Consider the following 13,029-nt stretch of genomic DNA (forward strand, 5'->3'; position numbering starts at 1 on the left):
TAATTTATCCGCCTAATGCAAGCCATATCCGAAGCAGCAGAATACACCTTACAATTTATCAATCAAACCCAACGGTCTATCTTCCTAACTGGAAAAGCGGGTACTGGAAAGACCACACTTTTGCGGGAAATTATCGAGACTACCCATAAAAATACCGTCGTGGTCGCACCCACAGGAATTGCTGCGTTAAACGCTGGTGGTGTAACTATCCATTCGATGTTTCAATTGCCTTTTGGTGGTTTTATACCTGCATTTAATGTCGAATCCCAGTTTACGGAGACGGTTAAATTCGAGTCAAAGGATACCTTGCGCAGACACTTTAAAATGGGAGGGCTCAAAAAATCAGTAATTCGTAATATGGAATTGCTCGTTATTGATGAAGTGAGTATGCTTCGAGCCGATTTGTTGGACGCCATGGATTACATGATGCAGTCAGTCCGCAAAAAAACGACGCCTTTTGGCGGAGTTCAGGTTTTGTTTATAGGCGATTTACTGCAGTTGCCACCTGTTATACGGGACGAAGAGTGGCGAACCTTGCGTGCTTATTACAAGGGTAAATTCTTTTTTCATTCGCATGTGGTGCAGCAAAATCCGCCCTTGTATATTGAATTATCTAAAATTTTCCGTCAAACGGATTCTACTTTTATTGCTGTTTTGAATAATTTGCGGAACAATCAAATCTCAAAGGAAGATATTCAGGTACTGAACAAATATGTCAAACCCGATTTTGACTTGAAGGCCAATAAAGGATACATAACCCTCACAACGCATAATGCTAAAGCAGATGCAATGAATTCCCAAGCTTTACATGATTTAAAAGGAGAGTTAATTACCTACAAGCCAGATATTGTAGGTGATTTCCCTGAAAAGATTTTTCCGATAGAAGAAAATTTAAAGCTTAAGATAGGTGCACAGGTCATGTTTGTGAAAAATGATACTTCAATTGACAAGAATTATTTCAATGGAAAGATGGGAATAATTAAGTCTTTGTCTAGCCAAGAAATTCTTGTTCATTTTCCAGAGGAGGACAAGACCATAGAAGTTGACAAGTACGAATGGCAAAACATCCGCTATAAGCTAGATCAGGCGACTAAGGAAATTGAAGAAGAGGTTTTGGGAACCTTTGTCCATTATCCTATTAAGTTGGCTTGGGCAATTACAGTTCATAAAAGTCAAGGTCTTACTTTCGACAAAGCGGCAATCGATGTTTCGCAGGTATTTATGCCAGGACAAGCATACGTTGCTTTGTCGCGTTTGCGATCGTTGGAGGGTCTTGTTTTGCTTTCTCCGCTACGAATGAATGGTATTTCTAACGACCAAGATGTTATGGATTATTCGCTAAATAAGGCCTCAGACGAATTGTTGAAGAATTCGCTACATTTTGAGACCAAGAATTTTATCCATAATTATCTGATTAGCAGTTTTGAATGGGCTGAATTGGCGCAAGAATGGCGTAACCACAAATTCAGCTATTCAGAAAAATCCGAAAGCTCTGAGAAATCGAAACATTCCGTTTGGGCAGCAAAACAGCTGAATTCGATCGATTCGTTGATGGACCCTTCCAAAAAATTCATACAACAGCTCAATAAAATTTTCAATAACGAAACAGTTGATTTAATCCATGTATCCGAAAGAATCGAAGCCGCTTTTAGTTATTTCATCAAACCTCTTGACGATTTGGTTTTCGAAATCTTGTGGAAACTTGAAGAAGTGAAGCGCATCAAGAAAGTTAAGGCTTTTTATGACGAACTGATTGTGTTAGAAGAGTTACAGACCAAAGCTGTTTTGCGCTTGATGAAAGCCAAATTGCTAATTGAAACCGTGGTGGCAGGAGAACCTATTTCTAAAGAGAAATTGACTTCTGACGAAATAAAAAAGTATGTAACCAGAAAAACGGAGGCGATCCAAAATCAATTCAAGAAAGTGCATGTCACGCTGATTGAGGACGAAAAAGATTTGGAGCGCTATACAGCAAAGAAAAAGCCAGATTCAAAAATGCCCAAAAAATCGACTGTGGACATAACTTATGAACTGTGGCTGGGCAAGAGTTCCATTCAGGACATTGCAACAATCAGAAAACTGACCCCGCAAACTATCGAAAGCCATCTAGTGAAGTTGATTCAATCCAAAAAAGTGAGTGTTCAGGACATTTTGTCGCAAGACAAAATCAAGGAATTAGGGGAAGCATTCAAGTATTACAAAGAAGAATCACTGACAGCAATGAAAGAAAAATTTGGAGAGAAATATTCTTGGGACGAACTAAGAATGTTTAAGGCAGGTTTGAATTAATTTTAAAATCAGGATCAGAATTATCTTTTTTCAAAAAATAGACTTTGCATTTTGTGCTGCAATACTTTTTATGTGTAAAATAAAATGGTTTCAATACTATTTACGTTGGCTTGTAAATATATGTGAGTGATTAGAATCAGAGTCCTTTCTTAAATAACATATTTCGTCTGAAGCACTATTTTTAAGATTCTTGGAATCTAACAAAACAGTGGAGAAACCGATTCAAAATCTTATTTTTGCCAGATGCAAAAAAATATTAGCACTTCTCAATTTGAGTTTGTCGCACTTATGGCTTCACTAATGTCTGTGGTGGCTTTAGCAATTGATGCTCTATTACCAGCTTTACAAATTATTGGTATATCAATTGGCACTACAAATATTGTTGATAACCAATTACTCATCACAATGATCTTTCTTGGTCTTGGATTTGGTCCTTTAGTTTTCGGTCCACTTTCAGATAGTTTAGGTAGAAAACCTGTGGTTTATATGGGTTTTGCTTTGTTTATTGGCGCTAGTTTCATCTGTGTAAATGCCACAAGTTTAGAAATGATGGTTATAGGAAGGATCTTGCAGGGGGCAGGTCTTTCTGCTCCAAGAACCATAAGTATCGCTATTATTCGTGATATGTATAGCGGAGATTATATGGCGCGTATCATGTCATTTGTTACTGTTGTTTTTATATTGGTTCCTGTGGTGGCTCCTGCTATGGGTAAATTTGTTCTCGACTATTATAACTGGCATGGGATTTTTTATATTCAAGTTATCATTAGTATGCTGGTTACGTTGTGGTTTTGGAGGAGACAACCAGAGACTTTATCAATTGAAAACAAGAAAGTTTTTACTAGGAAGGGATTTCTAGGAGAGTTTAAAGAACTGATTAAATTTAAAAAAACTATAGGGTTTACCGTTATTCAAGGATTTATTACGGGATCTTTCATGGTCTACCTGAGTAGTTCACAGCAAATATTTCAGAATCAATATGATCTAAAAGAAGAATTTCCATTTATTTTCGCTGGACTTGCTATCTCTATTGGTGCTGCTGTTTTTCTAAATGGAGTACTAGTTATTAAATATGGAATGGAAAAATTAGTCACTGGCGCCCTAATTTCCTTCTTTGTTGTTTCGGCGACCTATGTTGGCTTATTTTATAACACTTTTAATCCCGATATTCGTATTTTGTTGCTATTTTTTGCATTGCAATTTTTTAGCATTGGTTTTCTTTTCGGAAATTTACGCGCCTTGGCTATGGAACCAGTAGGACACATTGCAGGTATTGCGGCAGCGGTAACCGGTTTTATTTCTACAATTATGGCTGTTCCTATTAGTATATATATTGGCGGGTTTATTGCAGAGACAGCCTTGCCACTATTCGTTGGTTTTTCAATATGTGCCGCTTTGGGAGTTAGTTTGCTTATTTATTTAAAAATAGACGAGAAACGAAGAATTTCAAATCTTTAACGCAAAATTTAATTAGGAAGATAAGAGGGTAGAGTTCAGAGAAACCTAGTAGTCATCGGAATAGTAAATTCAAATAAGTTGCTATAATGCGTAGTTGCTTACTTCCATACATAAAAAAACCGAAAGAACTTTACTGTATAAAGTTCTTTCGGTTTTTTAGTTTGAATCAATAATTGTAATCTCGTTTAAATTTAAACTGCGTAATATATGGTTTCTTAACTCACTTTTTCAAGAGCTTTCAGAATCGATTGCTCTCCTTTTATGATTTCGAAAGTGGCATTTGGAGCCGTTTTGTCTTCTAAGCTTTGCACTAAGGTTTGAGCTACATCGGCTCTACTGATTTCGCCGTGCTGTTTTAATTTTTTCTCTAGCTCGATCATTTCTAACGGAGGCTCGTTGGTCAAAGTTCCGGGTCTTACAATGCTATATTTTAGACCGCTATTCTTTAAATATTCATCGGCATTATGTTTTGCTTTCAAATAATCTTGTAGTTGGGTAGCTTCTTCGGGTTTGTCAGCTCCCATAGAACTCAACATTACAAACTTTTTAACATTGGCATTCTTTGATGCATCTATTAATTTTTTTGCGCCTTCTTGGTCTACACCAATCACACTTTTGCCCCCTGAGCCTGCGGCAAATAGCACACGGTCAATTTTATCGGTGAAAAGAGAAGAAACATCATTTTCTAAATCGCCCAAAACAGTTTGAATGTTCTGATCTTTGAAATAGGCTTGTTGATCCTCTTTTCTAACCATAGCAATAGGGTTATAATTTTGAGATTTATTTAAAAGGTCTACTATTTTTTTTCCTGTGGCGCCATTAGCACCTGCTACTAATATATTTTCCATATATTCAAGATACAAAAACTAGTTATACTAAAGGCTAACGGAACAGCTGTTTAACTTCAGTTTATTACTTTTTAACATCTTTTAAGATAGGTTTTGACTAAAGTGATAATTGGGATTCTTGTTGTCCACATTTTATTTCGTAAATCATTCGAGTGTAAAAGCGCTTTCATCAATCGTAGTTGGAAGCAACCATAAATTTATTACTGCAAGAACTATTTAAAAAAAATAGAGCCTCTTGTTTTTGCTGCTTAGCGTTAAAGTTTGTTAAACACTTTTTTACTTCAAAGCATCTGCTTAGTTTTGTATTGTAATAAAAAGTAATGGCAAGAAGTAAACAATATAACGAACAAGAAGTAATAGAAAAAGCAATGTCTTTATTCTGGCGCAATGGGTATGAAAATACCTCCGTACGTATGTTGGAGAAAGAAATGGGTATCAATCAATTCTCTATTTATGCTAGTTTTGGAAACAAACAAGGTGTTTTTCTTGAAAGTATACGAACCTACAGGAAGAGAATTAAAATAATCACTGATAGGCTTGAAAAATCAAACAATGGAATCATTGGTATCAAGCAGTTTTTTTATGATTTTATAGAGTTTTCTACTTCTGATAATTGTAAAAAAGGTTGTTTAGTAACTAACACCGTTAGTGAGCTCGGCGAGAATGCAGATCCAGAAATTATAACAGAAGTCGAAAAATTCTTTGGAGAAGTGAAGTCTTTATTTAAGAACAGCTTACAGCAAGACAGCAATAAAAGCGAGGAAGCTGTAATTAAACAAGCCAATTATTTGGCGGTTTCTATGTTAGGTTTATCATCTGCATCGAAAATTTTAGATGACCAACAACTACAAGATTATATTGAGATAGCTTTTTTAAGCCTGTAACTTTTTTTTAACTTTAAACTAAGCAAAAGCTTAGATATAAATTAAATACTAATAAATTAAAATTAAAACTATGACAACATTAAAAGTTCATACTATCGAATCAGCTCCAGAAGCAAGTAAATCATTATTAGAAGACTCCCAAAAAGCATACGGAATGATACCAGGTCTTCATGGCGTTTTAGCAGGTGCTCCTGGATTACTTCAAGCCTACCAGAGCTTACACCAGTTATTTGTAGATTCTTCTTTCAATGAAGAAGAATTGACAGTAGTTTGGCAATCAATCAACGTGGAACATGCTTGTCATTACTGTGTGCCAGCGCATACAGGTATCGCTGCAATGATGAAAGTTGACGAAGCGATCACTGAAGCCTTGCGTAATGAAACTCCCTTGGCTAACCCAAAATTAGAATCTTTACGTGTTATGACCTTGATTATTGTTCGTAACCGTGGTATTGTTTCTCAAGAGGAATTAGAAGCTTTCTATACTGCAGGATACGGCGAAAGACATGTTTTAGATATCATTCTTGGCGTTTCCCAAAAAGTAATTAGCAACTACACCAACCATATCGCAAACACACCGGTAGACGCAGCATTCCAAAAGTTTGCTTGGAAAAAATAGTTAAAAACTAAATCAATTTACAAACAGCATTTTATTTATTTGGGTAGCTTATCCGCCCTCCGTTCCCGCTTTCTTTGTTCCGCTACGCTGCACAAAGAAGAGCTCCACTCAGCTCGGGCTGCGGTATAGTACCAGCGAGAATGTAAGTTTTATAAAATAAGATTTGTGACTAATATTTAAAACAAAAAAACACCATGATAAAAGTAAGCGTAATGTATCCAAACGGTCCAGAGACCAAATTTGATGTTGATTATTATAAAAATTCGCACCTTCCAATGGTTGCTGAATCTTTAGGAGATGATTTAAAAGGCATGGAATTTAACCTAGGCCTAGGCGGAAGAGTGCCTGGCGAATTAGCACCTTATGTAGCCATTGCTCATTTGACTTTTGATTCCGTAGCGACCTTTCAGTCTTCTTTTGCACCTCACGCAGCAAAATTTGCTGAAGATGTGCCTAATTACACTAATGTTGAAGGAGAACTTCAAATTAGTGAGATTATTTAGTTTTAGATAATCATACTTGCCGTCCAAGGCAGTAATTTTTAAAATTAGCGATTTAGGAAGTTTTCCTAAGTCGCTTTTTTTATTCCAAACTAGGTGTTTTTGTCACAATCTACAATTTAAACAACTAAATGTTTGTTTCATGGTAATTGAATCGTTAAAACGCACAAAAAGAGTGCGGGAGGAGTGTTTCGTGATAACGGTCTTTTGAAACTTGCCTGTTTTGTCATTCTGGTGCGGCAAGTCCTATATCGTTGCCACTTTTTTAAGTAAAGTATTAAACAGGTATTACTTAAACAATCTGTATTTATGTTTTAGATTTTGTAGGGCCTCACTGTTTAGTTAATTGACACATTTTTTTCTTTTTGAAAATGAATCCCAGTAGCCCAGATAAAAGCGGCATCCTCTTGTTGCGGGGTTTGCCACAAGAGATACAGCGGATAGCTGGAAAGAGCTCCAAAAAAAACACCCCCAAATAGCTTTGCACTTTTTTGGAGGTATTTAAATCGTAAAAATTCTATTTATTATAAAGACTGTATCAAAAGCCAAGCTGCTGGATTATCCTTTTCCTGAACTTCTGTTTTTACTTTGTTTGCTTCTGCTAAAGTAGCGTAGCTGCCATACAAAACCGGAAACAATCCGTATTTGTTAGGAGCGATGCGCTTTGCTTTATAACCTAATTTAGAGAGGCGTTCAAATATTTGTTGTGCATTTTTCTCTTCCCTGAAGGCACCTGCTACCACATGATAAGACATTTTACTTTCTTTTACGGATAGGGTCACTGCCGGCAAAGGGCTTTTTATAAAGAAGGTCGCTTCTTGAATTTTGTTTTGTACTTGTTTTTGAACAGCTGTTTCAACAAGAACTGTTTCCGTCGCAATTTGATTTTGGTAAACGGAATAACTAACACTGCCAGTTAAACCAAGCCCCAATATAAAAATCGCCGCATATTTTAAATAAGAATTTCCTTTTCTTTCTTCGGCGTCTAAAGAAATTACTTTGCTTTCTGCAAGTGCTTCTATTTTTTGTTCGAAGATTTCTCTTTTAACAACTGGGGAAACAAATGAAGTTAAACCAAAAGAACTCGACAAATAATTCGTTTGAGTAATTGGAGTGAAAACTAAATTACCATCAGCATTCAGCCTAATATTACCAATATTTTTGATAGAAAACGTGCCATCGAGCTCAAGTGCTTTTTTCCAAGTTAAAACTTCGTATTGAATTGCACTTACGGCATAATCATAAGATGTTTTTTCAGATTGGGCAATATGATTGGCTAACAGCCCATCATTATTTTTTAAATTGGCATTGAAAGAAATCAGTTTTTTTGGAGGAAAAAACGAATTTGCGCTTTCAACCCATTGAGCCGATTGAATTTCAGTCAAAAATGCACCAAAACCTGGAACGGTAACACATTGATAACGATATAATAGTTGAGCGATGTAGGGTTGAATGTTCATGCATACAAAGTTATACAACCAAATAAGTTATCAAAATTTTATTCACAAATTTTATTAACAATTGACATAATAATTTTATACTTTTCAGGAACAATTATTTAGGATGACAGAACAAGATTTGTTTTATTTATTGGCCTTACAAAGAGTAGAGGGAGTGGGTGACATCATGGCAAAGAAACTGCTGACTCATTGTGGTTCCGCTGAAGCGGTTTTTGCAACTAAAACTGTAAAATTGGCTGCAATTGACGGCGTGGGTTCTATGCTATTAAAAAGCTTAAAAAATAAATCCGTTTTTGAAAAAGCGAATAAGGAGTTGGAGTTCGTCAAATCAAATGACATTAATGTCGTTTCTTTTCAGGACGAAAACTATCCTGACCGATTGAAACATTGCATCGACGGGCCGCTTTTACTGTTCACCTCAGGAAATATCGATTTGAAAAATAGAAGGATCATCAGTATTGTAGGAACCCGGCAAATCACTTCTTACGGAATGGAGTTTTGTAGAAAGCTAATTGAGGATTTAGCTCCACTGGATCCCATAATAGTGAGCGGTTTTGCTTATGGAGTGGATATCGTCGCACATCAATTGGCTATGGAACACAAGCTACAGACTATTGGAGTTGTGGCGCATGGATTGAACCAAATCTATCCCAAAACGCATAAGAAATATGTCGCTAAAGTAGAAGAAAATGGTGGATTCATGACCGAGTTTTGGAGTTCCTCGAATCCCGACAAGGAAAATTTCGTGCGTAGAAATAGAATTGTAGCAGGAATGTCTGAGGCGACTATCGTAATCGAATCGGCAGATCGAGGTGGTTCACTGATTACTGCTAATATGGCTAATGATTACAATCGCGATGTTTTTGCGGTTCCAGGTCGCGTGACGGACAAATACTCCCAAGGATGCAACAACCTGATAAAAACTCAGAAAGCAAATGTGCTTACCAGCGCCGCCGATTTGGTTTACATCCTGAATTGGGATATACAAAAAGAAACGAAACCGGTGCAAAAACAATTGTTTGTGATTCTGGAAGACGATGAGCAAAAAGTATATGATTATCTGCTGAAAACCGGAAAGGAATTAATGGATATAATTGCCTTAAGCTGTGATTTCCCAATTTATAAAATTTCGGGAATGCTCTTAAATATGGAATTGAAAGGTGTGGTACGTCCCTTGCCCGGGAAATTGTTTGAGGCGATTTAATTTTAACCATGTAAGTCATATAAGCTTTTGTGAAATAGTATTTCGTTATACTATGGGAACTTTAAAAGATACTTATATGACTAATATGGTTTAAAAAATGGATTGCTATATTTCAAAGCCCAGTTTTTCTCGTACTCTTCCTAAAACTCCATTAGCAACTATTGCTGCTTTTTCGGAACCTATTTTAAGCAAGGTATCCACTTCAGGAAGGTTGCTCATGTAATAATTGTATTTTTCTCTTTCGGTTTTGAAAGTATCGCATATCAGTTCAAACAAAGCTTGTTTGGCATGTCCGTAACCGTAGTTTTCGCCCAAGTAATTGGCGGTCATCGTTGCTAATTGATCTTTATTAGCTAATAATTTATAAATGGCAAACGCATTACAGGTCTCGGGATTTTTTGGGTCTTCCAGAGGCGTGCTGTCGGTTTCAATACTCATCACCTGCTTTCGCAATGCCTTATCGTCAAGGAATATATTAATGATATTATTAGCTGACTTGCTCATTTTTCCGCCGTTTGTGCCGGGGATGAGCATACTATCTTCCTGGATTTTGGCTTCAGGAATAACGAATGTTTCTCCCATTTGGTGATTGAAACGAGAAGCCACATCACGGGTGATTTCAAGATGTTGCAATTGGTCTTTTCCTACTGGAACTAATTCAGCATCGTATAATAAAATATCCGCTGCCATCAACATAGGGTAGGAGAACAAACCTGCGTTTACATCGTCAAGTCTGTCTGCTTTGTCTTTGAATGAATGTGCTAAGGTTAAGCGTTGAAAAGGAAAAAAGCAGCTCAAATACCAAGATAATTCCGCAGTTTGAGGCACATCTGATTGTCTGTAAAAAACCACTTTATCAACATCTAATCCACACGCAAGCCAAGCTGCAGCAGTACTGTAGGTATTAGTTCTTAATGTATTTCCGTCTTTTATTTGAGTTATGGAGTGCAAGTCGGCAATGAAAAGGAAAGATTCGTTTTTTGGATCATTTGATAATGCGATCGCGGGTATGATTGCCCCAAGTAAATTCCCCAAGTGCGGTGTTCCTGTACTTTGGACACCAGTAAGTATTTTTGCCATTATTGTTTTTTTCTGAGTCGCAAAGGTTATAAAGTTTTTCGCAAAGCTCGTAAGTATTTTTGTTTTTATGCTAGTAATTATTTCCCAAATTTAACTGTTTTTCATAAAAGTATCATAGGATTCCCTATTTTTGAACTCATGAAAGGGATAAAAATAATTTTATGGACTTTATGGCGGATGTGGTTTTATGTTTTATTTACTATCCCCATAGTAATTATGTTACCGTTTTTAGTAGCGTCTATTGTTACTGAAAAAGGCTATCTGTATTACTTTAAAATGGCACGTATTTGGGCCAAGTTCATTCTCATCGGGATGGGGTTTTACTATAAGATTGAAAGAAAACAAGTTGTAGAATCGGATAAAAGCTATATGATTGTTGCTAATCATACCTCAATGGTTGATATTATGTTGATGTTAGCGGTGGTTAAAAATCCGTTTGTTTTTGTTGGCAAAAAGGAATTGGGGAAAATTCCACTATTTGGTTTTTTCTATAAAAGAACGTGTATTTTAGTAGATCGGGGCTGTTCAAAAAGCCGACTAGAAGTTTTCAATGAAGCTCAGAAAAGAATAAACAGAGGTTTAAGTGTTTGCATTTTCCCAGAAGGAGGAGTTCCAGATGATGAATCCATTGTATTGGATACTTTTAAAGATGGTGCATTTCGATTAGCGATCGAACATCAAATCCCAATTCTTCCTATTACTTTTGCAGATAATAAAAAAAGGTTTTCTTATACTTTTTTCAGTGGTAGTCCGGGTATAATGAGGGCGAAAATTCATCCTCAGATTGAAACTTTTGGTAAAACAGGGGTGGATAGAAGGGCAATTAGAGAAGAGACAAGGGCAGTTGTTTATTCTCAATTAATGGATTATGAAAAAACGAATGACAAAAGGAAATATTCCTTATAAATAGAAACGACTATATAAAAAAAGAGTTGGCCAAGGCCAACTCTTTTTTTAGTTTTATGCATCAGCCAGTTCCTTAATTCTAGCTTTAATTTTTACTTCAAGTTCATCTGCTAATTCTGGATTGTCTTTGATTAAAGATTTCACAGCATCACGACCTTGTCCTAATTTGGTTTCACCATAACTAAACCAAGACCCTGCTTTTTTGATGATTTCAAACTCAACAGCTAAATCTAATATTTCTCCTGTTTTTGAAATTCCTTCACCATACATGATGTCAAATTCAGCAATTTTAAAAGGTGGTGCTACTTTATTTTTTACCACTTTTACTTTTGTTCTGTTTCCAAGTACATTATCGCCATCTTTGATTTGAGTAGAACGACGGATATCTAAACGTACCGAAGCGTAAAATTTCAGTGCGTTTCCTCCTGTTGTAGTTTCTGGATTTCCAAACATAACCCCAATTTTCTCTCTCAATTGGTTGATGAAGAATACGGTACAATTTGTTTTGCTAATCGTTCCCGTTAACTTTCTTAAGGCTTGTGACATTAAACGAGCATGAAGTCCCATTTTAGAATCTCCCATTTCCCCTTCGATTTCACTTTTTGGTGTCAATGCAGCAACCGAGTCAATAACAACAATATCAATTGCACCTGAACGAATCAAGTTTTCTGCAATTTCTAATGCTTGTTCTCCGTTGTCTGGTTGGGAAATTATCAAGTTTTCAATATCAACTCCTAATTTTTCAGCATAATTTCTATCGAATGCATGCTCAGCATCAATAAAAGCTGCAATTCCACCTGCTTTTTGAGCTTCGGCAATAGCATGAAGTGTCAAAGTGGTTTTTCCAGATGATTCCGGGCCATATATCTCTATAACTCTTCCTCGTGGATATCCACCAACCCCTAGGGCTAAATCGATTCCTAAAGAGCCCGAAGAAATGGTTTCCACTTCTACAATGGCTTTATCCCCCATTTTCATTACCGTTCCTTTTCCGTAGGTTTTATCTAGTTTGTCAAGGGTAAGTTGTAATGCTTTTAATTTTGCCTCTTTCTCTGTACTCATCTTCTCTTTTACCTTTTCTTTCATTTGTATTATTTTATAATCGTAAAAAACTACTAGGAAGGATAATTATCCTTAAAAATGCAGTTGTGTAATGAATCTATGTTTTGTAAAAATACTTCTTTTTTTAATGCAAATTTTCTCTTTTCAGAAATTTTCAACCGCAATAAAAAACTAAAAGCGATTTGCCCTAATTACATGAATAAAGCCCTCAATTCTGTGGCTTCTTCAGGTTTCATTTTTCCCGCTAAAACTAGGCTGAGTTGTTTGCGTCTTAATGCAGCAGCAAAACGTTGTTTTTCTAGCTCAGTTTCTGGGATTATTTGGGGTATTTCTATCGGTGTTCCGGTATCATCTACAGCCACAAATGTATATATGGCCTCATTTGCCTTGGTTTTATTGCCAGATTCTCTGTCTTCTACCCAAATGTCTATAAAGATTTCCATTGAGGTTTTAAAAGCCCTAGAGACTTTAGCTTCCACGGTTACTACACTTCCCAAAGGAATGGCTCTGTTGAATGCCACGTGATTTACGGATGCCGTTACCACAATTCTTCTGGAATGTCTTCTCGCAGCGATGCTTGCGGCGCGATCCATACGGGCCAACAATTCACCCCCAAAAAGATTATTCAAAGGATTTGTTTCACTTGGCAAAACCAAATCGGTTAAGATAGTTAAGGATTCAGAAGGGTGTTTTGGTATCATTATTTTTGTTAGTGTTAT

12 protein-coding genes are annotated in these 13,029 nt (G+C 36.4%); 7 read left to right on the forward strand and 5 right to left on the reverse strand.

What is annotated here, in order from left to right:
• Positions 1–15: 15 nt before the first annotated feature.
• Positions 16–2,289, forward strand: a complete 2,274-nt coding sequence (locus tag ACEN2H_RS02115) for a helix-turn-helix domain-containing protein (protein WP_441729934.1) — start codon at positions 16–18, stop codon at positions 2,287–2,289.
• Between the two features lie 243 nt (positions 2,290–2,532).
• Positions 2,533–3,747 (forward strand): multidrug effflux MFS transporter, encoded by a 1,215-nt coding sequence (locus tag ACEN2H_RS02120; protein WP_441729936.1) that lies wholly within the window; start codon positions 2,533–2,535, stop codon positions 3,745–3,747.
• A 215-nt stretch (positions 3,748–3,962) separates the two neighbouring features.
• Here ACEN2H_RS02120 and ACEN2H_RS02125 read toward each other — a convergent pair whose 3' ends face one another.
• Entirely contained in the window at positions 3,963–4,595 is a 633-nt protein-coding gene (locus tag ACEN2H_RS02125) for an SDR family oxidoreductase (protein WP_441729938.1), read from the reverse strand.
• 320 nt (positions 4,596–4,915) lie between these two features.
• Here ACEN2H_RS02125 and ACEN2H_RS02130 point away from each other — a divergent pair, with 320 nt between their 5' ends.
• The 3 genes from ACEN2H_RS02130 to ACEN2H_RS02140 all read left to right on the forward strand — a co-directional run bounded on the left by ACEN2H_RS02130 (position 4,916) and on the right by ACEN2H_RS02140 (position 6,601).
• Positions 4,916–5,479, forward strand: coding sequence for a TetR/AcrR family transcriptional regulator (locus tag ACEN2H_RS02130; RefSeq protein WP_441729940.1), 564 nt, complete (start codon positions 4,916–4,918; stop codon positions 5,477–5,479).
• A 70-nt stretch (positions 5,480–5,549) separates the two neighbouring features.
• A complete protein-coding gene (locus tag ACEN2H_RS02135) occupies positions 5,550–6,098 on the forward strand; it encodes a carboxymuconolactone decarboxylase family protein (protein WP_441729942.1) in 549 nt (182 codons plus the stop codon).
• A 194-nt stretch (positions 6,099–6,292) separates the two neighbouring features.
• Positions 6,293–6,601, forward strand: coding sequence for an EthD family reductase (locus ACEN2H_RS02140; protein ID WP_441729944.1), 309 nt, complete (start codon positions 6,293–6,295; stop codon positions 6,599–6,601).
• Positions 6,602–7,122: 521 nt separating this feature from the next.
• Here ACEN2H_RS02140 and ACEN2H_RS02145 read toward each other — a convergent pair.
• Positions 7,123–8,058 carry an SPOR domain-containing protein gene (locus ACEN2H_RS02145; RefSeq protein ID WP_441729946.1) on the reverse strand — a complete coding sequence of 312 codons (936 nt, stop codon included), beginning with the start codon at positions 8,056–8,058 and terminating at the stop codon, positions 7,123–7,125.
• Positions 8,059–8,161: 103 nt separating this feature from the next.
• Here ACEN2H_RS02145 and dprA point away from each other — a divergent pair, with 103 nt between their 5' ends.
• A complete protein-coding gene (gene dprA, locus ACEN2H_RS02150) occupies positions 8,162–9,262 on the forward strand; it encodes a DNA-processing protein DprA (protein ID WP_441729948.1) in 1,101 nt (366 codons plus the stop codon).
• A gap of 105 nt (positions 9,263–9,367) precedes the next feature.
• Here the strand turns inward: dprA and trpS are convergent, their stop codons facing one another.
• A complete protein-coding gene (gene trpS / locus ACEN2H_RS02155; protein WP_441729950.1) occupies positions 9,368–10,342 on the reverse strand; it encodes a tryptophan--tRNA ligase in 975 nt (324 codons plus the stop codon).
• A gap of 138 nt (positions 10,343–10,480) precedes the next feature.
• Here trpS and ACEN2H_RS02160 point away from each other — a divergent pair, with 138 nt between their 5' ends.
• Positions 10,481–11,248 (forward strand): lysophospholipid acyltransferase family protein, encoded by a 768-nt coding sequence (locus ACEN2H_RS02160; protein WP_441729952.1) that lies wholly within the window; start codon positions 10,481–10,483, stop codon positions 11,246–11,248.
• Between the two features lie 54 nt (positions 11,249–11,302).
• Here ACEN2H_RS02160 and recA read toward each other — a convergent pair whose 3' ends face one another.
• Both recA and ACEN2H_RS02170 read right to left on the reverse strand, forming a co-directional pair.
• Positions 11,303–12,310, reverse strand: coding sequence for a recombinase RecA (recA, locus tag ACEN2H_RS02165; protein WP_441730115.1), 1,008 nt, complete (start codon positions 12,308–12,310; stop codon positions 11,303–11,305).
• 191 nt (positions 12,311–12,501) lie between these two features.
• Positions 12,502–13,011 (reverse strand): acyl-CoA thioesterase, encoded by a 510-nt coding sequence (locus ACEN2H_RS02170; RefSeq protein WP_441729954.1) that lies wholly within the window; start codon positions 13,009–13,011, stop codon positions 12,502–12,504.
• Positions 13,012–13,029: the final 18 nt, after the last annotated feature.

Source organism: Flavobacterium sp. W22_SRS_FP1, assembly GCF_052113685.1.
Taxonomy (GTDB): Bacteria; Bacteroidota; Bacteroidia; order Flavobacteriales; family Flavobacteriaceae; genus Flavobacterium.

Coding starts and splice junctions, on each gene's coding strand:
- ACEN2H_RS02120 (WP_441729936.1), top strand. CDS start 2,533: ATGCAAAAAAATATTAGCACTTCTCAATTTGAGTTTGTCGCACTTATG.
- trpS (WP_441729950.1), bottom strand. CDS start 10,342: ATGGCAAAAATACTTACTGGTGTCCAAAGTACAGGAACACCGCACTTG.
- ACEN2H_RS02140 (WP_441729944.1), top strand. CDS start 6,293: ATGATAAAAGTAAGCGTAATGTATCCAAACGGTCCAGAGACCAAATTT.
- ACEN2H_RS02170 (WP_441729954.1), bottom strand. CDS start 13,011: ATGATACCAAAACACCCTTCTGAATCCTTAACTATCTTAACCGATTTG.
- ACEN2H_RS02145 (WP_441729946.1), bottom strand. CDS start 8,058: ATGAACATTCAACCCTACATCGCTCAACTATTATATCGTTATCAATGT.
- dprA (WP_441729948.1), top strand. CDS start 8,162: ATGACAGAACAAGATTTGTTTTATTTATTGGCCTTACAAAGAGTAGAG.
- recA (WP_441730115.1), bottom strand. CDS start 12,310: ATGAGTACAGAGAAAGAGGCAAAATTAAAAGCATTACAACTTACCCTT.
- ACEN2H_RS02130 (WP_441729940.1), top strand. CDS start 4,916: ATGGCAAGAAGTAAACAATATAACGAACAAGAAGTAATAGAAAAAGCA.
- ACEN2H_RS02135 (WP_441729942.1), top strand. CDS start 5,550: ATGACAACATTAAAAGTTCATACTATCGAATCAGCTCCAGAAGCAAGT.
- ACEN2H_RS02115 (WP_441729934.1), top strand. CDS start 16: ATGCAAGCCATATCCGAAGCAGCAGAATACACCTTACAATTTATCAAT.
- ACEN2H_RS02160 (WP_441729952.1), top strand. CDS start 10,481: ATGAAAGGGATAAAAATAATTTTATGGACTTTATGGCGGATGTGGTTT.
- ACEN2H_RS02125 (WP_441729938.1), bottom strand. CDS start 4,595: ATGGAAAATATATTAGTAGCAGGTGCTAATGGCGCCACAGGAAAAAAA.